The following is a 21,465-nucleotide window of genomic DNA, read 5'->3' as shown; positions in this document are numbered from 1 at the left end:
GCCCGGCCGATCACCGTCCGCCGGGCGTCAGCAGCCCCCGGTCGTACGCGGTGGCGACCGCCGCCGCCCGGTCGTTGACCCCGAGCTTGGCGTAGACGTGCAGCAGGTGCGTCTTGACGGTGGCTTCGCTGATGAACAGCCGCGCCGCCGCCTCCCGGTTGGAAGCGCCGCGGGCCACCAGGACGAGCACCTCCAGCTCGCGCTGGCTGAGCGGCTCCTCGGCCGGGGCGCGCAGCCGACCCATCAGCCGGCCCGCCACGCTGGGCGAGAGAACGGACTCGCCCCGGGCGGCGGACCGTACCGCTCGGACGAGGTCCTCGCGGGGCGCGTCCTTCAGCAGGTATCCGGTCGCGCCCGCCTCGATCGCCGGCAGCACGTCCGCGTCCGTGTCGTACGTGGTGAGCACCAGCACCCGGGCGGCGCTGCCGGAGCGGGCCAATCGTCCGATGGCGGTCACCCCGTCCATGCCGGGCATCCGCAGGTCCATCAGCACCACGTCCGGACGCAGCGTCGCGACCAGGGCCAGCGCCTCGGCCCCGTCCGCGGCCTCGCCCACCACGTCGAACCCCGGGTCGCCGGTGAACATGCCGCGCAGCCCGTCCCGCACCACCGGATGGTCGTCGACGATCAGCAGCCGGACCGGTCCGGTCATCCGGCACTCCCGGCGAGGGCGGGCACGGAGGCCGAGATCGCGGTGCCGACGCCCGGCTCGGACTCGACGGCCAACTCGCCGCCGACCCGGACCACCCGCTGCCGCATGGCGGTCAACCCGTACCCGCCGCCCGGCTCCCGGGGTGTCGGCTGGTTGGTGACGTCGAATCCGGTCCCGTCGTCACGGACGTCCAGGGTGACCATGTCCTCCATGTACGACAGGGTCAGCCCGACCCGCGACGCGGCGGCATGCCGGGCCACGTTGGCCAACGCCTCCTGGGCGGCCCGCAGCAGGGTCACCTCGACCTCCGGATGCAGCGGGCGAGGCGTGCCGGTGGTGGCGACCTCCGCTCGCACCCCGTTGAGGGCCGACCAGCGCCCGCCCAACTCGGCGAGGGCGTCCGGCAGCCGGGCCGTCTCCAGCGGCTCCGGGCGGACCGCCCGCACCGAGCGGCGGGCCTCGGTGAGGCTCTCCCGGGCCAGGGCGAGGGCGTTGTCCACGTGGCGACGCCAGTCGGCGGAGCGGTCGCGGGTCTGCTCGGCCGCCTCAAGTTGGGTGATGATGCCGGTCAATCCCTGGGCCAGGGTGTCGTGGATCTCCCGGGCCATCCGCTGGCGCTCGTCCAGCATGCCGGCCTCCCTGGCCTGGGTGAGCAGTTGGGCGTGCAGCCCCGCGTTCTCCCGGGCCGTGTCGGCGAGCCTCCGGTTCGCCCCGGCCAGCTCCTCCACCAGGAGTTTGCGGTTGGCGTTCTGCCGCTCGGTGACGGTGCCGAACCAGCTCACCGCACCGGCCGCCCCGGCGTTGAACAGCACCAGCACCGACCAGAGCAGCCAGTGCGCCGCCGAGTCGGGTGGACCTGCGCTCTGCGCGGTGGCGACCAGCACGCCGGTCACCGCCACCCCGGCGAACCGCCACCTACCGGAAAGCGCGACGAACGCGTGCACGAAGCCGACCCAGGCGAAGAAGCCGTACCACGGGCTGGCCACTACCAGGACGGCGCTGAAGGCGAGCAGCCCGACGTAATAGGCCGCCATCAGCGCCCGCCGGGTGATCCACTGCGGGTGCAGGGTGATGAACCAGGCGACCCAGCAGCCGGCCGCCAGGGCGACGCCCAGGGTCGGCGGGAACGGCAGGCTGCCCGGGGCCGGCGCGAAGCGCGCCAGCACGGTCCCGACGAGCAGCCCGAGGAAGGGCGCGACCCGGTAGACGCTCGCCTCGCGCGCCTCCCAGACGGCAAGCCGGTCGACCTGTTCCGCGGTGCTGGTCATCGGTTGTTGCTCACTCCCAGCGGAAGAGTTTCGCGGCGGTCGCGCCGGCGGCCACCGCGACCACCGCCATTATCCCCAGGTGCAGCGGGTGTGGCGACGTCCCCGTCCAGGCGTCGAGCAGCGCCTGCACCCCGGGTGGCGTGTAGTCGCCGATCCGGACCAGGAAGTCCGGCAGGAGGAACCGGGGCAGGTAGACGCCGCCGAAGAACATGACCGCCATGAACAACGGCACCGCAAGTGCCTGCGCCGATTTGGTCGTCCGCGCCACCGCCGCCACGAGCAGGCCCAGCGCCAGCAGGGCCGCCGTACCGAGGACGAGGGCCAGCGCGAAGCCCAGCGGACGCCGGGGCAGCGGTACGTCGAAGGCCAACCGGCCGACCCCGATGAGCAGTGCGGCGCTGACCAGGATGGTGGCGAGCGAGATGACCAGTTGGGCGGCCAGCAGCGCGGCCGGGCTGGCCGGGGTGGTGGCCAGCCGGCGCAGCACTCCACGTTCCCGGTAGGTCGCCAGGACCGTGGGCAGGATGTTCACCGCCGACATGGCGAGCGTGATCACCAGCAGCGAGGGTGCGAAGTACTGGATGAAGGAAAGGTCGCCGAACTGCGGATCCGACTCGCGCAGCGCCGGGATCAGCCCGAACACCAGCAGAAGCGCCAGTGGCAGAGCGACGGTCGTCACCGGCGAGCCGAAGTCCCGCAGGAAGAGTCGTGTCTCGATCTTGAGAATCTGCCCGAAGGCGTGCATGTCGTTCTCCCTCAGACGGCGGGCCGGCGCCCGGTCAGCTCGACGAACGCGTCGTCGAGGGTGGACTGCTCCAGCCGCAGGTCCGCGGCGATGATCTGGTTGCGGGCGAGCACCGAGGTGACCGAGTGCAGCACGTCACCGGTGCCGGTCACCACGAGCTGACCTCCGGTGCGGTGTACGGCGATGACCTCGGGCAGGTCCGTGAGAAGCCGGTCGTCCACCGGGGCGGACGGCCGGAACCGGACCCGCTGCTCCGGGAGCACCGCCGACACCAGGCCGGCCGGGCTGTCCAGTGCGACGACCCGTCCACGGTCGATCACGGCCACCCGGTCGCAGAGTCGCTCGGCCTCCTCCATGAAGTGGGTGACCAGAACGATCGTCACGCCGCTGTCCCGGATCTGCTCGATGAGAGCCCAGGTGTCCCGCCGGGACTGCGGGTCCAGCCCGGTGGTCAACTCGTCCAGGATCGCGACGCTCGGGTTGCCGACCAGCGCCAGCGCGATCGACAGCCGCTGCTTCTGACCGCCGGAGAGCTTCTTGTACGGGGTGTTCCGCTTGTCACCCAGACCCAGCCTGTCCAGCAGGCCAGCCGGATCGGCCGGGTCGCGGTAGAACGAGGCGTACAGCTCCAGCGCCTCGGCGACGCGCAGCTGGTCCGGCAGTTGGCTCTCCTGGAGCTGTACGCCAACCCGCTGGCGGAGTTGGGCCGCGTCCCTGCGGGGGTCGAGCCCGAGGACCGACACCCCGCCCCTGTCGGGGACACGGAGCCCGGCGACACACTCCACCGTGGTGGTCTTGCCGGCGCCGTTCGGGCCGAGGACCCCGAAGATCTCCCCGGCCGCCACCGTGAATGACACGTCGTCCACGGCCACCAGGTCGCCGTACCGCTTGTGCAGACTGGTCACCTCAATGACCGGCATCGCGCCGCCCTCCGCCGTTGTACCTGTCCCTGTGCCTGTCCAGCCTGGCGGCGGCAGCCCGGCGGCGGATCGACCAGCCGTTGGTGATCTGCCGGGACGGCGGTTGACCCCGAAGATCCACCAACCGGTTGATGTGCGGGGAAGGGCCTCTTGTCAACGCGCCGCCCGGCGGCGGTCCGTACTGATCGCTAGGCTGCTCGGTCGTGGACGCCAGCAGAATCGCCAGTCCGGTGACGGGCAACGTCGGAAGCTTCTTCACCGGTGTCGGATTGCTCCTACGCGGGCTCGGCCTGTACGTGCGCAGCCCGAAACTGATGCTGCTCGGCATGGTGCCGGCGCTGATCTCCGGTGTGCTGTTCGTGGCCGCGTTCGCCACCCTCGTGTACTTCGTGGACGACATCGCCGCCCTGGTCACCCCGTTCGCCGACGACTGGTCGAGCACCGCCCGCAGCCTGGTCCGGGTGATCGCCGGGCTGGCGTTCCTGGGCCTCGGCGGGCTGCTCGCCGTGGTCAGCTTCACCGCCGTCACCCTGGTCATCGGCGACCCGTTCTACGAGAAGATCTCCGAGCGGGTGGAGGAACGGTACGGCGGCACGCCGGGGTCGGTGGACGTGCCCTTCTGGTCGTCGCTGCGTCGTAGCCTCGCCGACTCCGTACGACTGGTGGCCCTCACGGCGTTGGTCGGCATCCCGCTCTTCTTCGCCGGCTTCATCCCGGTGATCGGCCAGACGGTCGTTCCGGTGATCGGGGCGGCGGTGGGTGGCTGGTTCCTCGCCGTGGAGTTGGTCGGCGCGCCGTTCTACCGGCGCGGCATGCGGCTGCCGCAGCGCCGGTCGATCCTCAAGGCCGACCGATCCACCGCGCTCGGCTTCGGAGTGGCGGTCTTCCTCTGCTTCCTGATCCCGCTCGGTGCCGTGCTGATCATGCCGGCCGCGGTCGCCGGCGCCACCCTGCTGGCCCGTCGCTCGCTCGGCCAGCCCATCGAGGAGCGCTGACATGCAGATCACCCTCGTCGAGGGGGACATCACCACCCAGCGGGTGGACGCCATCGTGAACGCCGCGAACTCGTCCCTGCTCGGCGGCGGCGGCGTCGACGGCGCCATCCACCGCCGCGGCGGTCCCGCCATCCTGGCCGAGTGCCGGGCGCTGCGGGCGTCCCGGTACGGCCGGGGCCTGCCCACCGGACAGGCGGTGTCGACCACGGCCGGGGAGCTGCCGGCCCGCTGGGTCATCCACACCGTCGGACCGGTCTGGTCGGCCACCGAGGACCGCTCCGCGCTGCTGCGTGACTGCTACGCCAACAGCCTGCGGGTGGCCGACGAGCTGGGCGCGACCAGCGTGGCGTTCCCGCTGATCTCCGCCGGCATCTACGGCTGGCCCGTCGACGACGCCGTCGGCCAGGCGCTGTCGGTGCTGCGCTCGGCAGAGCCGGTCACCGTTACCGAGGCCCGCCTGGTGCTGTTCGGCGCCGACACCCTCGCGGTAGCCCGCCAGGTCTTCGACGCCACCTGACCGTTCCCGTCGCCGGCCGCTCCGCCGGTCGGCCGCTCGGCCGCTCCGCCGCTCGGCCGCTCCGCCTCGATCGGGTGATGAGAAGTAGGTCGCGGCTGGACCTGTCCTGAAGAGCTCGATACCTGTGAGTCATATTTATGACTCACAGGTATCGAGCTCATTGGGGCGTGTGGTCCGGTGAGGTCGCCTGGCCCGGCCACGGACGTGTGACCTGGTCGGGCCGCTCGCCGTGGGGTTGTCGGTGGGCCGTCGGGCCGCAGCGAGAGGGACCGGCGATCAGGTCAGCTCGGCCAGGCAGGACCACTGGGCCGCGACCGCCCGGTAGCCCAGCCGTGCGTTGATCGCCAGCATCGGCGCGTTGGCCTCGTCGTTCGACGTGTAGGCGACGCGGACGCCACCGGCGGCGGCCCGGTGCAGCGCGGCCGTCTTGGCCAGCCGGGCCAGCCCCCGACCCCGGTACGCCGGGATGGTTCCGGTGTAGTCCGACCACATCCGGTCCCCGTCCCGCTTCACGAGGCTGAACGCGGCCACCTCCCCGTCGACCTCGACGGCGGTGCTGGCTGCTTTGTCCAGGCCGAGGTTCTCCCAGACGTCGTACTGCCAGCTCGCATAGCTGACCGCGTCGATCGGCACGTCGCTGGGCTCGGCGACCGACGCGGCGGCGTTGGCCTGGTACAGCAGGTACGGGTCCAGTTCGGCGATGGGGCGCAGTCGTACGCCCGGCGGCGGATCGGGTAGCGCGGGCGCCGGATCCAGGCTGAGCGCGGAGTAGCGAAGCTCGCGGCTGGGTTGGAAACCGTGCCGCCGCGCGAAGGGCAACGCGTCCGGCTGCGCCCAGCCGCGGACCTGGCGGACCCCCAGCGGGGTGAGATGCTCGGTCGCGGCCGTCAGCAGCGCCGTGCCGATCCCGCGTCGCCGGTGCTCCGGGTGGACGTGCAGCAGCGCGATGTCACCGAAGCCGGGCGTCGACGTCCAACCGGGGCGCTGGGCGGACACCCAGCCGACCACCTGGGTGTCCACCTCGGCCACGAAGGCGGCCCAGCCGTCCTCCGGTGGTGGTTCGGTGATCATCTTTCGGGTCGACTCCACCCCGCGCACCAGGTACGGGTAGACCATTGCCCGCAGCGCCACCACGGTCGGGGCGTCGTCGGGCCGCGCGACACGAATACGCATCTCAGGCCCCCATCCGTACGGCGGCGACGGCCTCGACCTCGACGAGCTGGTCGGTGTAGCCGAGCACGGCCACGCCGAGCAGGGTGCTGGGCGGGTCGTGGTCGCCGAAGGAGTCCCGGACGACCTCCCAGGCCTTCACGAGATCCGCCTGCTCGGACGACGCGACGTACACCGTGGTCTTGACCACGTCGGTCAGCCGGGCGCTGGCGGCGGCGAGTGCGGTCTCCAGGTTCGCCATCACCTGCCGGGCCTGCGCGGCGTGGTCGCCGGGGGCCACGGTCCGACCCTCCGCGTCGAGCGGGCACGCGCCGGCGGTGAACACCAGCCGGGCGGGCGGCTCGACGGTGGCCGCGTACGCGTACTCGGCGACATCGGAGAGGGCGGGCACGTGCAGCAACGCGACGGGATCCGGCATGCCGGCGAGGCTAACGACGATGGGGTGCCGAGGCGACGCATTAACCGCGGCGAGCGGTCAGGCCGACGCGCGCCGGATCAGTTCGGTGGGGAGCATGACCGCCGGCTCGATGGTCTCGCCGGCGGCCAGCCGGAGCAGCTGTCGGGTCATCCGCCGGCCGATCTCCACGATCGGCTGCCGGACGGTGGTCAGCGGAGGCTCGGTGTACGCGGCGGTCTCGATGTCGTCGAAGCCGACCACCGCCACGTCCTCCGGCACCCGCCGGCCGGCTTCGCGCAGCGTCCGCAGAGCGGCGTGCGCCATCAGGTCGGAGGCGGCGAAGAGCGCGTCCAGGTCGGGGTACTCGGTGAGCAGGCGATGCATCGCCGCCGCACCGGACTCCCGGGTGAAGTCGCCGACGGCGATCAGCTCGGGCAGCCCGGCGGCGGCGACCGTGGTGCGGTAGCCGGTGAGCCGTTCGATCCCGGCCACCATGTCCTGCGGCCCGGCGATGGTGGCGATCCGGCGGCGACCGCCGTCGATCAGGTGTCGGACCGCCGCGGTCACCCCGCCGACGTGGTCGACGTCGACGTACGGCACGGGCACGTCGCCGAGCGGCCGGCCGCTGCACACCACCGGGATGCCCAGCCGGGCGAGCGTGCCGGGCAGCGGGTCGGCGCCGTGCAGAGAGGCGAAGAGCACGCCGTCGACGTGCCGTCCGGTGGTGAACCGCTCGACCCGCTGGTGCCCCGCCGGCGAGCCGGCCAGCATCAGCACCAGCTGCTTGTCGGCCGCCTCCAGCTCCTGACTGACCCCGCGGATGATGCCGGGGAAGACCTGGTCGTCGGAGAACACCCGCGTGGCCGCCTCCGGCATGACCAGGGCGATCGAGTCGGTGCGCTGGGTGACCAGGCTGCGGGCGGCCAGGTTGGGCACGTACCCCAGCTCGGCGACCGCCCGGTTGACCGCCTCCCGGATGGGCTGAGCGACGGTGGTGGAGCCGTTGACCACGCGGGAGACGGTGGCCCGGGAAACCCCGGCCCGCGCCGCCACCGCCTCGAGCGTCGGCCGTTGCGCCGTCGTCATCGCGACTTCCCCCCGCTCGTCACAGCCCGTTCCGGGAGATCACCTCCTGGTACCACCGGGCGCTGGCCTTCGGTGTGCGCCGCTGGGTCAGGTAGTCGACGTGCACGATCCCGAACCGCTTGCGGTAGCCCTCCGCCCACTCGAAGTTGTCCAGGAACGACCATACGAGATAGCCGCGCAGGTCCACGCCCCGGGAGATCGCCTCGTGCGCGGCCCGCAGGTGTCCGTCGAGGTAGGCGATCCGGTCGGTGTCGATCACCTGCCCCGGTCCGTCGGGCGAGTCGCCGCCGGGCTTGTCGGGGAACGCCGCGCCGTTCTCGGTGATCAGCAGCGGCACACCGGGGTAGTCGGTGGCGATCCGCTCCAAAAGTCGGGTCAGCCCTGCGGGCTCGATCATCCAACCCATGTCGGTGAGTGGTCCGGCCGCCGGCAGGAAGTGCACCGCGCCCTCGGTGCCCGGGTACGCGCCGTTGCCCGCGCCGTCGGGCCGACCGGCGACGTAACTCGGCGAGTAGTAGTTGATTCCGAGCAGGTCGATCGGGGCGGCGATCAGCTTCTCGTCGCCGTCCCGGATGAACGTCGGCTCGACGATGCGCGCCACGTGCTCCCGCACGTCGTCCGGGTAGCCGCCGGCCAACAGCGGATCGAGGAAGATCCGGTTGTGCAGGCCGTCGACCAGGCGGACCGCGGCGGCGTCGGCCGCGCTCTGCGGGTCGGCCGGCCGTACGTCGGCGGGGTTGAGGGTGATGCCCACGCTGCGCGCGCCGGCCGCGCGCAGCGCCCACGCTGCCAGGCCGTGCCCGAGCAGCAGATGGTGTACGGCGGTGAAGGCCGCCGCCGGGTCCTGCTCGCCCGGGGCGTGCACCCCGTTGCCGTAGCCGAGGTACGCCGAGCACCAGGGCTCGTTGAGCGTGGTCCAGACGTCCACCCGGTCGCCGAGGCGGGCGTACACCGCCGTGGCGTACGTGGCGAAGTGCTCGGCGGTGTCCCGGTTGGTCCAGCCGCCCCGGTCGTCCAGCGTCTGCGGCAGGTCCCAGTGGTAGAGGGTGACGATCGGGTCGATCCCCTGTGCGAGCAGCTTGTCGGTGAGCCGGTCGTAGAAGTCCAGCCCGCGCGGATTGGCCGGGCCCGTGCCGTCCGGCTGGATCCGGGGCCAGGCGACCGAGAACCGGTACGCCCGCAACCCCAGCTCGGCCATCAGCGCCACGTCGTCGGCGTACCGGTGGTAGTGGTCGCAGGCGACGTCGCCGGTGTGGCCCTGGTACACCTTGCCCGGCGTGCGGCTGAAGGTGTCCCAGATGGACGGGCCGCGTCCGTCGTCCCGGGCCGCGCCCTCGATCTGGTACGCGGCGGTGGCCGCGCCCCAGAGGAAGTGCTCGGGAAACCGGATTTCAGCCGCCTCGCTGCTGCGCCTGCTGGTTCGCTCGCTCACGCCTTGACCGCACCTTCCATGATCCCGCCGATGATCTGCCGGCCGAACAGCACGAAGACCAGCAGCAGGGGCAGCGTCGCGATGGCCGTCCCGGTGAAGACCTGCGACATGTCCTGGTAGTACCCGTCCGACAGCGCCCGCAGGGAGAGCTGCACGGTCGGGTTCGCCGGGTCGTTCAGCACAGCGTACGGCCACAGGAAGTCGTTCCAGGTGGTCATGAACGTGAGCAGGCCGAGCACGGCGGCGGCCGGACGCAGCGCGGGCAGCACCACGTGCAGGAACGTCCGGGCGGTGCCGCAGCCGTCCATTCGGGCGGCCTCGATCAGCTCGTCGCTGACCGCCTGGCCGGCGTACTGCCGCATCATGAACACGCCGAACCCGGTGACCAGCGCCGGCACGATCACCGCCGGCAGACGGTCGTTCCAGTTGAGCCGGGTCATCAGCATGTACAGCGGGATCACACCGAGCTGCGTCGGCACCATCATGGTCGCGATGACCACGAGCAGCAGCGCGTTGCGGCCGCGGAACCGCAGTTTCGCGAAGGCGAAGCCGGCCAGGCTGGCGAAGAACACCACCGAGACGGTCACCGTGCCGGCCACGATCGTCGAGTTGATCAGGCCGGTCAGGAAGTATGCGTCGGTGTTGTCGAACAGGCGGGAGATGTTGGCGCCAAGGTTGCCACCCGGGGTGATCGGCGGCGGAAGTTGCCCCATCGCGTCGCTGGACCGGCTGGCCACCACGAACATCCACCAGATCGGGAAGATCGACATCCCGGCGGCGGCCACCAGGGCCAGGTAGGTGAGCGGGCTGGCCCGCCAGAGCCGGCTCATCGGGCCGCTCCCTTCTTGGTGCCCGGTCCGCCGCCCAGCCGGCGCAGGACCAGGACGTTGACCGCGGCGACGATGGCGATGAGCGCGAAGAGCAGCCAGGCCACCGCCGAGCCGTACCCGAAGTTGTAGTGCGGCGCGAAGGCGTTCTCGAACATGTACATGGTCACGGTCTGTGACTCGCGCAGCGGTCCGCCCCGGATCGGGTTGGTGCCGGAATGGAACAGCCGTGGTTCGGTGAAGAGCTGCAACCCGCCGATGGTGGCGACGATGACGCAGAAGATGATCGTCGGCTTGAGCAGTGGCACGGTGATCGACCAGAACTGCCGTACCCGGTTGGCGCCGTCGATCGCCGCCGCCTCGTACAGGTCGCGGGGGATGGCCTGCATCGCGGCCAGGAGGATCAGCGCGTTGTAGCCGGTCCAGCGCCAGTCGACCATGGCGGAGATGGCCACCCAGGAGGCCACCCGGTCGGATTTCCAGGCGATCGGGTCGAGCCCGACCAGGTCCAGCAGCCAGTTGATCATTCCGAACTCGCGGCCGAAGAGCACCCCGAACACGATCGCCACGGCGGCCGTGGACGTCACGTTCGGGACGAGTACCGCCATCCGCCAGCCGGTGCGCGCCCGCAGCCCCCGGTTGAGCAGGTTGGCCAGCCAGAGCGCGGCGAGCAGTTGCGGGACGGTGGAGATGACGAAGATGCCCAGCGTGTTGACCACCGCGTGCCAGAAGTCGACGTCGGCCAGCAGCTGGGTGTAGTTCTCCGCGCCCACGAACGGATGGTCGGTGCCCAGCAGATCCCAGTCGTGCAGTGAGACCCAGAACGTGTACACCAGCGGGTACGCCCCGAAGACCGCGAAGAGCAGGAAGAACGGGGCGATGTAGAGGTACGGCGAGAGTCGGGTGTCGAGGCGGCTGAGCCGGCCCGACGATTGGCGGTGGCTGCCCGGTGCCGGTGCGACCGGCGGGCGGGCGTCGAGCTGGACGGTCATGCCCGGGAACTCCTTTCCGCAGTGCGGGCGGGACTCCGGTCGCCGGAGCCCGCCCGCACGCTGGTTCGGGCTACTTGGCGGCGGCCTTCTTCGCGTTGGTCACCGCGTCGGTCCAGCCCTGTTCGGGGTTCCGCTGGCCGAGCTCCACGGTCCGTACGGCGTTCTCCACCTCGGTGCGGACGGCCTGGTTCTTGGGACCCATGTAGACCGGCTTCAGGCTCTTCGCGCCGGTGCCGAAGATCGTGCCGACCGGGGCTCCGGAGAAGTACGCGTTGGTCGCTCCGGTGATCGCCACATCGTCGAGGGCCTGCGGCGAGGAGGGCAGCGGGCCCTTGGCCTTGAACGCCCCGATCTGGCCCTTGGAGCTGGTCAGGAACTTGGCCAGCTCGATCGCCTCGGCCTGGTGCTTGCTCTGCTTGGGCACCGCGAGGTGCGATCCACCCCAGTTGCCGCCGTTGCCGGGAACCTTGGCGATGTCCCACTTGCCCTTGGCGGCCGGGCCGGCGTTGCCCTCGATGACCCCGGTCATCCAGGCGGGGCAGGCGATGGTGGCGAACTTCGACTGCTTGAACGCGGAAACCCACTCCTCGGACCAGGAGCCGTACTTTCCGGAGAGGCCCGAGTCGATCATGTCCATGGTGGTGTCCCAGGCCTGCCGTACGGCCGGGTTGCTGTCGACGACCAGGTTGCCGCTCGTGTCGTAGTAGCTGTAGCCGTTCGTGTTGCCGGCGGTCTGCAGCAGGATGGTGTTGAAGGTGTTGGTCGCCGCGTCGAGGAAGGAAGCCCCGGTCTTCGCCGCGACGAACCGTTCACCGGTGGCGATGTAGTCCTGCCAGGTGGGCCAGAGCTGGGACACCGCGTCCCGCTCGGTGGGCAGGCCGGCCTTGGCGAAGAGGTCCTTGCGGTAGCAGATGGCGATGCCGCCGACGTCGGTGCCGAGGCCGATCAGCTGCTTGCCGTCGGCGGTCAGCCCGGCGTTCCACTTCCATTCGAGGAAGTTGCCCTTGAGGTCGGCGGCGCCGTGGTCCAGCAGGTTGACGAAGTTGCCGGGGTTCGCCTTGTACTCGACCATCAGACCTTCCTCGATGGCCACCACGTCGCCGGCGCCTCGACCGGCGGCGAGCCACTGGGTCAGCTTCGGCGAGTACTCGTCGAGGTTGGTGCCGGTGCCGCGCTCGACGATCTTCACGTCGGGGTGCGCGGCCATGTACTGCTGGTAGAGCTGCTCGTAGCCGAACTGGCCGAAGACGTCGACGGTCAGCGTGACCGGCCCGTCCCCGTCCGCCTCGTCACCGCCACCGCAGCCGGCGGTGACGAGCAGGGCGGTGGCGGCGGCGAGGGCCACCGCGGCGAGGCGGCGGCGCGGGAAGACAGCCATGGGATTCGGACCTCTCTCAAGGTGGTCGGATGGTGGCGAATGGCCAAGAGAGCGCTCTCACGACAGGTTGGTGGGTCACCCGCGCGCTGTCAAGAGAGCGCTCTCTCATCGATGCGGATTGTGACCCTGGGACGCCGACACGACCGAGGGCGCCACCCCGGAGGAGTGACGCCCTCGTCGTGTCGTCCCGGGCCGGCCCCGGGCGGCGGTCAGCGGGTGCGCAGGCCGTCGAGCAGGTTGCGGTCGCCGGCGACGTCCAGCGTGTCGAAGCTGATCCGGCCCCAGAGCGCCAGCAGCAGGTCGCTCGCGGTGCCGCTGACCTGCGCCCGCGCGTGGTGGTCGTCGTGGTCGAAGATGGTCGCGGTGTCCAGCAGCGCCACCCCCTCCCCGCGCAGCCGCAGATACCACTCCTGGGCGGCGTCGGTCGCGGAGAGCTGCACCACGCCGTGCCACTCGCCCTGCTCGCGCCGCCGGCCCGCGGGCAGCCAGGTGTCCAGCACCTCGCTCACCCCGTCGGCCGCGAGCTTCGCCTCCACCGGCTCACCGGCGGCGATGGCGAGCTGGGCGTCCCAGCGGTGCACCGCCGTCTCGTGTGCCATCCGGCGCGGCCAGAAACCGGCCTTCTTCGGCTGCGGGGCCCAGTTCCACGCCGGGGCCTCCGCGTCCAGCCCGTCGAAGAGGGTCATCAGCTGGTCGTACCCCTGCTGCCAGAGCTGGAGGGGACTCCGGCCCGGGTCCGCTTCGAACCGCTCCCGGCGGGCCGGCGCGGTGGTCAGACCGGAGCCGACAAACGAAGAAACCCAGTGGTAGATGCCGGCGAGGTGCAGCGTGAGATCATTGACCGTCCAGCCCGGACAGGACAGGACCGGTGTCTCCGGCGGCGCTTCCGCCACCGCCGAGGCGAAGGCCGGACCCTCCGTCCGGAGCGCGCCGATCCAGAAATCCTTGCTGCCCTGCAGTCTGCTCATCGCCATCCTCCCGGGGGTGCCGGGCCACCAGTGGGTGCCACGGCTGCCCCTCAGCCTAAGGTGAAAGACGTGTCAGACGCCTACGCCCAGCCGACAACCGAAGCCGATCGTGCCATCCCTGGTCCACTGGCCAGCTACACCACGCTGCGGATGGGTGGGCCGGCCCGGCGGATCATGGCTGCCGGCAGTGCCGACGAGATCGTTCGGGCCATTCGCGCCACGGAAGACCCACTTCTGATCCTGGCGGGCGGCAGCAACGTGGTGATCGGCGACGTCGGCTTCCCCGGAACGGTCGTCCTGGTGCGCTCCCGCGGCCTGCGGATCGTCGCCGAGGACGCCGATTCGGTCACGGTACGGGTCGAGGCCGGTGAGCCGTGGGACGACCTCGTCGCCACGACGGTGGCCAACGGCTGGGCCGGGCTGGAGTGCCTCTCCGGCATCCCCGGCTCGACCGGTGCCACCCCGATCCAGAACGTCGGCGCGTACGGCCAGGAGGTCGCCGAGACCATCACCGGCGTCGAGGTGTACGACCGGGTCGAGGACATCCGCCAGTTCGTTCCCGCCGCCGACTGCGGGTTCGCCTACCGGGGCAGCATCTTCAAGTACCGGGACCGGATGGTGGTGCTGTCCGTGGACTTCCGGCTCGCCCGGTCCCCGCTCTCCGGCCCGGTGCGCTACGCCGAACTGGCTCGGGCGCTCGGTGTCGAGGTGGGCGAGCGGGTGTCGCTGGCCGCTGCCCGAGCGGCGGTGCTGCGGCTGCGCGCCGGCAAGGGCATGGTGCTCGACCCCACCGACCCGGACACTCGCTCGGTCGGCTCCTTCTTCACCAACCCGGTGCTCGACCGGGCGGCGTACGAGCAGCTCCGGGAGCGCGCCGCCGAGCTGGGCGAGCCGCCATCCTGGCCCGGGCACGACGACACGGTCAAGGTGAGCGCGGCCTGGCTGATCGACAAGGCCGGCTTCACCAAGGGCCACCCCGGCCCGGACGGCGTGGCGATCTCCGGCAAGCACACCCTGGCGCTCACCAACCGCAGCGGTACGGCGAGCACGGCCGACCTGCTCACCCTCGCCGGCGACATCCGCGACACCGTGCACGCCCGCTTCGGCGTGACCCTGCACCCCGAACCCGTCCTAATCAACTGCGCCCTCTAGGCCCCCTCCGCGTTGATCATGGAGTCGTGGTGGGGGACGAACAGCCCTTCTGGCCATAGAACGCCCACCACAACTCCATGATCGACGGGGTCCCGGCCGGCGCGGCGCGGGTCAGGTGCGGGGGGCCACGGTGGGCCAGGGGAGGGTCAGCTCGCCCTGGCGCCAGCGGTGCGGGCGGTTCAGGACCGGCCAGCCCGTGTCGCTGAGGTGGGTCACGGCTCGCAGCCAGCGTTGGCGGGGGCCGAACGTGGCGTACGGGGCGGCGGCCAGCCAGGCGTCGTCCAGCGCGCGGATCAGGTCGTGCACCGGCTCGCCGGGGACGTTGTGGTGGATCAGCGCCTTGGGAAGCCGTTCGGCCAGCTCGGCAGGGCTGTCCAGCGTGGTGAGCTTCGCGGCCAGGGTCAGCGTCCGGGGGCCGTCGGCGTCGATCAGCAGCCAGCCGGCGAGACGGCCCAGCTCGTCACAGGTGCCCTCGACGAGCAACCCGCCGGGAGCCAGCGCGGCGGTCATGGTCCGCCAGGCGTCCGGCACGTCGCGCTCGTCGTACTGACGCAGCACGTTGAACGCGCGGACCAGCACCGGCCGGAGCCCGGCCAACTCGAAGCCGCCCCGGGCGAAGGTCAGCCCGGGTGGGTCGGCGGCCGGCTCCGCAGCTGCCACCCGGGCCGGATCGATCTCCAGCCCGACCAGCCGTACGTCCCGACGGACCCCGGCGGCCAGCCGGGCCCGCAGCTCCACCGCCGTCACCGGGGTGGCGCCGTAGCCGAGGTCGACCACCAGCGGATCGGCCGCCGCGCGTAGCCGGTCGCCGCAGGTGGCGACGATCCAGTTGTCCACGCGGCGGAGCCGGTTCGGGTTGGTCGTGCCCCGCGTGACCACCCCGAACGGCCGACGCCGCGCCGCGCCGCTCACTCCTCGCGCTTCACTGGCCGACTCGGTGCACCTTGTGCTGGGCGGCCTGCGCCCGCGGCCGGACCACCAGCCGGTCCACGTTGACGTGCTCGGGGCGGGTGGCGCACCAGGCGATGCAGTCCGCCACGTCCTCGGCGACCAGTGGCCCGGGGACGCCGGCGTACACGGCGGCGGCCCGATCCGCGTCGCCGTCGAAGCGGACCAGCCCGAACTCGTCGGTCTTCACCATGCCCGGGTCGATCTCGATCACCCGCAGCGGTCGCCCGCACAACTCCAGCCGGAGCGTGCCGGCGATGGCGGTCTGCGCGTGCTTCGCCGCGGTGTAGCCGCCCCCGCCCTCGTACACGGTCAGGCCGGCGGTGGAGGAGACCACCACGATCGTGCCCGCGCCGGACGCCTCCAGCGCCGGCAGCAGGGCCTGGGTCACCCGCAGCGTGCCGAGCACGTTGACGTCGTACATCCACTGCCAGTCGTCGATCGAACCGGACTCCACCGGGTCCAGCCCGCGCGCGCCGCCGGCGTTGTTGACCAGCAGGGTGACCGGCCCGGGCGCCCGCGCGGCGGCCTCGGCGAGCCCGGCCACCGACTCGTCCGAGGTGACGTCGCAGGTCACCGCGGTGGCCTGCCCGCCGGAGGCGGCGATCTCGGCGACCAGGTGGGTGAGCCGGTCGGCGCGGCGGGCGGCGGCGAGCACGTGGAAACCCTCGGCGGCGAGCCGGCGGGCGGTGGCCGCGCCGATCCCGCTGGAGGCTCCGGTCACGATGGCGACAGAGGTCATCCCGTCATTGTCGCCCCGGCCCTCCGGCCCGGTCCGGGCGGGCGTGGGGCCCGCCGTCAGCGGGCAGGAGGGTGGGCGGTCATGAGGTCCGTCACGCCGGGGGGCCGCGCGGGCGAATTTCCGTAGGCCGATGGGGAAGATGACATCCGGCGTACAGGTTGTCCGAGAAGCGCCGGTCGTGCGAGACGGCATCAACCGTGACAAGAGGAGCGGACGTGGCGGAGCTGCACACCGGTGTCGGTCGTCAACGAGGTGCCCAGCCGTGGCCCCGGCCCCGCCGCATCGCCACCCTGTCGGTGCACACCTCTCCGCTGCACCAGCCCGGCACGGGCGACGCCGGCGGGATGAACGTCTACATCCTGGAGGTCGCCCGGCGGCTCGCCGAGGCCAACGTCGAGGTGGAGATCTTCACCCGCGCCACCTCCGGCGACCTGCCCCCGGTGGTCGAGATGGCCCCCGGCGTGCAGGTCCGGCACATCACCTCCGGCCCGCTCGAGGGGCTGACCAAGGAGGAGTTGCCCGGCCAGCTCTGCGCCTTCACCGCCGGCGTGCTGCGCGCCGAGGCGTCCCGCCCGCCCGGGCACTACGACCTGATCCACTCCCACTACTGGCTCTCCGGCCAGGTCGGCTGGCTGGCCAAGGAACGCTGGGGGGTGCCGCTGGTGCACACCGCGCACACCCTGGCGAAGGTCAAGAACGCCCAACTCGCGGCCGGTGACCGGCCCGAGCCGAAGGCCCGGGTGATCGGCGAGGAGCAGGTGGTCGCCGAGGCGGACCGGCTGGTCGCCAACACGCGGGTCGAGGCCCGCGATCTCGTCGACCGGTACGACGCCGACCCCGACCACGTCGCCGTCGTGCAGCCGGGCGTCGACCTGGACCGGTTCCGGCCCGCGCCGGGCGACCGGTACGCGGCGGCCCGCGCCGCCCGCGAGCGGCTGGGGCTGCCGGTCGACGGGTACCTGGTGGCCTTCGTCGGTCGGATCCAGCCGCTCAAGGCGCCCGACGTGCTGATCCGCGCGGTCGCCGCGCTCCGGGAGCGCGACCCGGCGCTGGCCGACCAGGTCACCGTGGCGATCTGCGGCGGGCCCAGCGGCAGCGGGCTCGACCGGCCGACCGCGCTCATCGAGCTGGCCGCCACACTCGGGGTCGCCGACCGGGTGCGCTTCCTGCCGCCGCGCACCGGTGACGACCTGCCGGCGCTGTACCGGGCCGCCGACCTGGTCGCGGTGCCGTCGCACAACGAATCCTTCGGGCTGGTCGCCCTGGAAGCCCAGGCCTGCGGTACGCCGGTGCTGGCCGCCGCCGTCGGCGGTCTGGTCACCGCCGTGCGGGACCAGGTGAGCGGGGTGCTGATCGACGGGCACGACCCGGCGGACTGGGCTCTCGCGCTGGCCCGCCTGCTGCCGGACCAGGCCCGGCGGGCGGCGCTGGCCCGAGGCGCCGAGCAGCACGCCCGGCACTTCTCCTGGGACCGCACGGTCGCCGGCCTGCTCGCCGTCTACGGCGAGGCGACCGCTGCGCACCGTGCCCGCCTCGTCGCCGACCTCGCCTGCAACCCGGCGCTCTCCTGCTCCTGGTGATCTCAAGGCGCGGGGTCGTCACCCGGTGGTCCGGCCCGGCCGGTCGTAAAGTGGGTCCGGTGAGCCCACAGAGCGATCTTGCGACCCTGATCGAGTCCGTCTGTGCCGAGCGGGAGCTGGCCTGCGAGTCGACCGGGCCGGGCTCGTACGCGGTGACCCTGCCGGGCACCCACAAGCTCAAGACGGTCTGCAACCTCATCGTCGGCGAGCACGCGCTGCGGATCGAGGCGTTCGTGATGCGCCAGCCGGACGAGCGGCGTGAGGAGCTGTGGGCCTGGCTGTTGCAGCGCAACGCCCGGATGTACGGGGTCTCCTTCTCCACGGACGCGGTCGGCGACGTGTACCTGACCGGACGGGTCAACCCGTCCGGGGTCGACGCCGACGAGTTGGACCGGCTCCTCGGCGCGGTGCTCACGTACGCCGACGAGTCCTTCGACACCATGCTGGAGATCGGCTTCGGCAGCTCCATCCGGCGCGAGTACGAGTGGCGGGTCAAGCGCGGCGAGTCGACCGCCAACCTGGCCGCCTTCGCGCACCTCTTCGAGCCCTCCGGCTCCGGCCCCGGCCCGGCCTGACCGTCCGTCGCACCCCGGCCCGACCGCCCCTGCCCCGAGCCGGTTTGTCGGCTGGTGGTTCGGAGCGGTCCTGACGGGTATGCCGCACCGCGCGGTGCGGCAAAGGGACCCCCGCGCGCCGAGGACGGAGTGTCGAGGAGCGTGAGCGTCCCATGGCTCAGCGGAACAGCTCAGGTCGCGGCGGGACTGCGACCAGGACGAAACGACAGACCGGCAACCAGACGCCGAACACCCCCGGAATCTCCGAGTCGGAGATCTCCGGGATGCGGGTGGACGACATCCGCGGTCAACTGCGCAAACGCGGGGTCTCCGGGATCTCCGCGCTGCGTAAACCGGACCTGGTGAAACAGCTGGTGCGCTCGCTGCGCGCCGAGAGTGGTGGCGCGGGCCGGCGCAGCACCGGTCCGGCCGGCCGGGCAACCGGCACCCGGGCGTCGGCGGGTCGTGCCGCCGCCACGAAGAAGTCGGCGACCCGCGCGGCGCCGAGCCGTGCGAAGGCCGCACCGGCGAACAAGAGCGCCCCCGCGAAGCGGGCCGCGGCCAAGAAGACGACGGCCGCGAAGAGGACGACGGCGGCGGCCAGGAAGACGACGGCCGCGAAGAGGACGACGGCGCCGGCGGCGAAGAAGACGACAGCGGCAAAGAAGACTGCCGCGAAGAAGACGACACCGGCGAAGAGGACCACGGCCGCGAAGAAGACGACGGCGCCGGCGAAGAAGACGACAGCGGCGAAGTCGACGACCGCCCGCAAGGCAGCGGCCGCGCGTAAGACGACGGCCGCGCGTAAGACGACAGCAGCCGCCCGCAAGACGACGGCTGCGCGCAAGACGACCACGGCCCGCAAGACGACGACGGCCCGGACCGCGCCCGCGCGGAAGGCGCCGGCCAAGAAGGCGCCGGCGCGGCCGTCGGCGGCGAAGCGGGCGGCGCCCGCAAAGCCCGCGGGGGCGACCCAACCGGCGGCCGGCGGGATCCGGACCGGTCGGGGCACCGGACGATCGGTTCGCAGTTCGCAGGTGATCGCGTCGATCGCGGACCGACCGGAGCGCCCGGGACGAAGCCTGATCACCGCGAATCACGAGGTCATCCAACGCTGGGCACGGGAGCGCGGTGCGAAGCCGGCGACCATCGCCGGCACCGAACGGGAGGGCCGGGCGGGGGTTTTGACCTTCAACATCCCCGGTTACCGAGAGAGCAGCCGGATCCGTGAGATCACCTGGGATGAGTGGTTTCACACCTTCGACCTCCGTCGGCTGAACCTGATCTATCAGGAGCAGATGCGCGACGGCCGGCAGAGCAACTTCTTCCGGACCGAGTCACCCGATCGAGAGGACGGTTGACGTGTTTGCGGGAATGCGCGAGGGGTATGCGGCTGTTGCCACAGACCGAGGCCCGAACTGCGGATACTCGCGAGTTGTGACCGGCGAGACAGCGGTCTGGGTTGAATCCAGAATCCGGGCGAACTAACTTTATTGCACCGCGTCCCGCTTGGAAACGTTCGGGGGAGCGGCGGATCGATCAGATCCGCGCACCAAGCGAGTCGCGAGGGGACGGGTGGATCAACCGTTGGGGGACGGTGCCCACCTGTTTGGACCGGCGGCGCGAGCGGGCGACGCTTACGGGGGTGAGTGTTGCCCGCCGCCGCCGGCCCCGCCGGCGAGCGCCCACCACGACCTTTGGCCGTGGTGGGCGCTTTGCGTATGTCGTACCCCGTGGTGCCGGAGCGATCAGGCGGCCGGCACGCGGTCCCCGGGCGGTGTCGGCTCCCGGTCGGCGGCCCGGCGAAGGGCGGCGACGTGCCGCTCCCGAGGCGGCCCGGCCAGCAGGTGCCCGAGGGCGGCCAGCAGGCCCAGCCCGCCCACGATGAGCCAGTGGCGGTCTCCGAGGTACTGGAGGCTCACCCCGCCGAGCGTGGGCGCGACGAACGCCGCGGCCGGGAACGTCAGGTAGAAGACCGACTGGTACCGCGCGCGCAGCTGCGGCGGTGCCAGGTCCGCGTTGATCTGCGCGTTGGGCGGTGCGGCGAGCATCGAGCCGACCGTCCAGACCACCGCGGCGCCCAGGTAGACGGCCAGCTCGTCGGCGACCGCCAGCGCGCCGAAGCCGACCGCCAGCAGGGCGGTCGAGGCCGCCAGCACGACGTCCTTGCGGTGCCGGTCGATCAGCCGGGGCACGAACAGTTGCCCGAGCACGATCAGCGCCCCGCCGAGCGCCACGACCAGCCCGTACGCCGACGGGCCCAGGCCGTCCGCGCGCATGGCCAACGGCATGATCGTCTGGGTCTGCAGGGTGAGCACGGCCAGCACGAACGTGAGCCCGACGAAGACCAGGAAGGTCCGGTCGGTGAGCGCGGTGTGCAGCCCCGGGCCCCGGCTGCGGATCGGGCCCTTCGTCGGCGGCGCTGGCGGCGGGACGCTCCGCCGCAGGGTCTCCGGCACCTTCCAGCCGATCACGGCGGCGGCGGCGAGGGTGGCCGCCGCGTCGACCAGGAACAGCGCGGTGAAGCTCGCCTCGGCCAGCACCCCGGCGAGCACCGAGGCGACCGCCATGCCCAGGTTGAACGCCCAGAACTGGAGGTTGAACGCGCGTGAGCGGCGCTGTGCGGGCACCACGTCCACGATCGCCGCGACGAAGGCCGGGCTCGGCATGGAGTGCACCACGCCGACCAGCGCCGAGAGCACCGCGATCAGCAGCAGGGGCCGGCTGAAGGCCAGTGCCACCATCAGGGCGGCGGTGATCAGGTGCGCGGCGAGCAGGGTGGCCCGGCGGCCCCACCGGTCGGCCAGCACCCCGCCCAGCAGCACGCCGGCCGCCCCGCCGGCCCCGTACGCGCCGACGACGGTGCCGGCCAGCGCCTCGCTGGCCCCTCGCGCGTCGGTGAGGTACAGCGACAGGAAGAGCATGGCGAACGCGCCCGCTCGGTTGATGAGCAGGCCGGCCCAGAGGTACCAGAAGGTGGCGGGAAGCCCACCCGCGGTCTCGTGCCACCAGCGCCGCAAGGACTGCACCCGACCTCCCGACACTTCAGGTTCCTAACTGTTTCCAGAGAACCGTAGGAAACCGGCCGGGGTCCCGCCACTCGAATACCTAATCATGAACCCTTGCGATCCGGCGATGAGGC

Annotated in this window: 22 protein-coding genes; 6 read left to right on the top strand and 16 right to left on the bottom strand. The window is 72.0% G+C overall.

Annotated elements, in window-relative coordinates:
- Positions 1-10 precede the first annotated feature (10 nt).
- The 4 genes from EAD89_RS10420 to EAD89_RS10405 are packed head-to-tail and all read right to left on the bottom strand — an operon-like array spanning position 11 to position 3,585.
- Positions 11-652 carry a response regulator transcription factor gene (locus EAD89_RS10420; RefSeq protein ID WP_121653561.1) on the bottom strand — a complete coding sequence of 214 codons (642 nt, stop codon included), beginning with the start codon at positions 650-652 and terminating at the stop codon, positions 11-13.
- On the bottom strand, positions 649-1,920 hold the full coding sequence (locus tag EAD89_RS10415; RefSeq protein WP_121675553.1) for a sensor histidine kinase: 1,272 nt from the start codon (positions 1,918-1,920) through the stop codon (positions 649-651). Before EAD89_RS10415 ends, EAD89_RS10420 begins: the two co-directional genes overlap by 4 nt.
- 10 nt (positions 1,921-1,930) lie before the next feature.
- Positions 1,931-2,665, bottom strand: coding sequence for an ABC transporter permease (locus EAD89_RS10410; protein WP_121675552.1), 735 nt, complete (start codon positions 2,663-2,665; stop codon positions 1,931-1,933).
- A gap of 11 nt (positions 2,666-2,676) precedes the next feature.
- Positions 2,677-3,585 carry an ABC transporter ATP-binding protein gene (locus EAD89_RS10405; RefSeq protein WP_121675551.1) on the bottom strand — a complete coding sequence of 303 codons (909 nt, stop codon included), beginning with the start codon at positions 3,583-3,585 and terminating at the stop codon, positions 2,677-2,679.
- Between the two features lie 203 nt (positions 3,586-3,788).
- Between EAD89_RS10405 and EAD89_RS10400 the strand changes: the two genes are divergently transcribed.
- Together EAD89_RS10400 and EAD89_RS10395 are read left to right on the top strand one after the other, a co-directional pair.
- Positions 3,789-4,580, top strand: a complete 792-nt coding sequence (locus EAD89_RS10400; RefSeq protein ID WP_121675550.1) for an EI24 domain-containing protein — start codon at positions 3,789-3,791, stop codon at positions 4,578-4,580.
- A 1-nt stretch (position 4,581) separates the two neighbouring features.
- Positions 4,582-5,097 (top strand): O-acetyl-ADP-ribose deacetylase, encoded by a 516-nt coding sequence (locus tag EAD89_RS10395; RefSeq protein ID WP_121675549.1) that lies wholly within the window; start codon positions 4,582-4,584, stop codon positions 5,095-5,097.
- A gap of 276 nt (positions 5,098-5,373) precedes the next feature.
- Here the strand turns inward: EAD89_RS10395 and EAD89_RS10390 are convergent, their stop codons facing one another.
- From EAD89_RS10390 to EAD89_RS10355, 8 genes are all read right to left on the bottom strand, one after another.
- Entirely contained in the window at positions 5,374-6,270 is an 897-nt protein-coding gene (locus EAD89_RS10390) for a GNAT family N-acetyltransferase (RefSeq protein WP_121675548.1), read from the bottom strand.
- 1 nt (position 6,271) lies between these two features.
- Entirely contained in the window at positions 6,272-6,685 is a 414-nt protein-coding gene (locus EAD89_RS10385; RefSeq protein ID WP_121653568.1) for a RidA family protein, read from the bottom strand.
- 57 nt (positions 6,686-6,742) lie between these two features.
- Positions 6,743-7,750, bottom strand: coding sequence for a LacI family DNA-binding transcriptional regulator (locus EAD89_RS10380; RefSeq protein WP_121675547.1), 1,008 nt, complete (start codon positions 7,748-7,750; stop codon positions 6,743-6,745).
- A 19-nt stretch (positions 7,751-7,769) separates the two neighbouring features.
- Positions 7,770-9,182, bottom strand: coding sequence for a GH1 family beta-glucosidase (locus EAD89_RS10375; RefSeq protein WP_121675546.1), 1,413 nt, complete (start codon positions 9,180-9,182; stop codon positions 7,770-7,772).
- Positions 9,179-10,012, bottom strand: coding sequence for a carbohydrate ABC transporter permease (locus tag EAD89_RS10370; protein WP_121653571.1), 834 nt, complete (start codon positions 10,010-10,012; stop codon positions 9,179-9,181). Before EAD89_RS10370 ends, EAD89_RS10375 begins: the two co-directional genes overlap by 4 nt.
- Positions 10,009-11,001 (bottom strand): carbohydrate ABC transporter permease, encoded by a 993-nt coding sequence (locus EAD89_RS10365; RefSeq protein ID WP_121675545.1) that lies wholly within the window; start codon positions 10,999-11,001, stop codon positions 10,009-10,011. The genes EAD89_RS10370 and EAD89_RS10365 overlap by 4 nt, the downstream gene beginning before the upstream one ends.
- Before the next feature lie 70 nt (positions 11,002-11,071).
- Positions 11,072-12,379 carry an ABC transporter substrate-binding protein gene (locus EAD89_RS10360; protein WP_121675544.1) on the bottom strand — a complete coding sequence of 436 codons (1,308 nt, stop codon included), beginning with the start codon at positions 12,377-12,379 and terminating at the stop codon, positions 11,072-11,074.
- A gap of 209 nt (positions 12,380-12,588) precedes the next feature.
- Positions 12,589-13,347 (bottom strand): maleylpyruvate isomerase family mycothiol-dependent enzyme, encoded by a 759-nt coding sequence (locus tag EAD89_RS10355; RefSeq protein WP_121653574.1) that lies wholly within the window; start codon positions 13,345-13,347, stop codon positions 12,589-12,591.
- Positions 13,348-13,416: 69 nt separating this feature from the next.
- Between EAD89_RS10355 and EAD89_RS10350 the strand changes: the two genes are divergently transcribed.
- Positions 13,417-14,499, top strand: coding sequence for a UDP-N-acetylmuramate dehydrogenase (locus EAD89_RS10350; protein ID WP_121653575.1), 1,083 nt, complete (start codon positions 13,417-13,419; stop codon positions 14,497-14,499).
- Between the two features lie 111 nt (positions 14,500-14,610).
- Here the strand turns inward: EAD89_RS10350 and EAD89_RS10345 are convergent, their stop codons facing one another.
- Both EAD89_RS10345 and EAD89_RS10340 read right to left on the bottom strand, forming a co-directional pair.
- Entirely contained in the window at positions 14,611-15,411 is an 801-nt protein-coding gene (locus tag EAD89_RS10345; protein WP_121675543.1) for a class I SAM-dependent methyltransferase, read from the bottom strand.
- 10 nt (positions 15,412-15,421) lie between these two features.
- On the bottom strand, positions 15,422-16,189 hold the full coding sequence (locus EAD89_RS10340) for an SDR family oxidoreductase (protein ID WP_121653577.1): 768 nt from the start codon (positions 16,187-16,189) through the stop codon (positions 15,422-15,424).
- Positions 16,190-16,404: 215 nt separating this feature from the next.
- Here EAD89_RS10340 and mshA point away from each other — a divergent pair, with 215 nt between their 5' ends.
- Together mshA and EAD89_RS10330 are read left to right on the top strand one after the other, a co-directional pair.
- Complete coding sequence (mshA, locus tag EAD89_RS10335) at positions 16,405-17,769, top strand: D-inositol-3-phosphate glycosyltransferase (RefSeq protein ID WP_121653578.1); 1,365 nt, start codon at positions 16,405-16,407, stop codon at positions 17,767-17,769.
- 59 nt (positions 17,770-17,828) lie between these two features.
- Positions 17,829-18,344, top strand: a complete 516-nt coding sequence (locus tag EAD89_RS10330; protein WP_121653605.1) for a YbjN domain-containing protein — start codon at positions 17,829-17,831, stop codon at positions 18,342-18,344.
- Between the two features lie 157 nt (positions 18,345-18,501).
- On the opposite strand, the gene EAD89_RS31230 is transcribed toward EAD89_RS10330, so the two are convergent.
- The gene (locus EAD89_RS31230) at positions 18,502-18,624 is read right to left on the bottom strand and encodes a hypothetical protein (protein WP_255421263.1); all 123 of its coding nucleotides are present in this window, start codon (positions 18,622-18,624) and stop codon (positions 18,502-18,504) included.
- Positions 18,625-18,682: 58 nt separating this feature from the next.
- Between EAD89_RS31230 and EAD89_RS31340 the strand changes: the two genes are divergently transcribed.
- Complete coding sequence (locus EAD89_RS31340; protein ID WP_368666351.1) at positions 18,683-19,684, top strand: hypothetical protein; 1,002 nt, start codon at positions 18,683-18,685, stop codon at positions 19,682-19,684.
- 387 nt (positions 19,685-20,071) lie between these two features.
- Here EAD89_RS31340 and EAD89_RS10320 read toward each other — a convergent pair whose 3' ends face one another.
- Entirely contained in the window at positions 20,072-21,352 is a 1,281-nt protein-coding gene (locus EAD89_RS10320; protein WP_121653580.1) for an MFS transporter, read from the bottom strand.
- Positions 21,353-21,465 lie beyond the last annotated feature (113 nt).

The sequence above is a fragment of the Micromonospora sp. BL4 genome, from assembly GCF_003667505.1.
In the GTDB taxonomy this organism is placed as follows: domain Bacteria; phylum Actinomycetota; class Actinomycetes; order Mycobacteriales; family Micromonosporaceae; genus Micromonospora.
The sequence above is the reverse complement of the archived record's forward strand: the minus strand, read 5'-3'. Positions and strand labels throughout refer to the sequence as shown.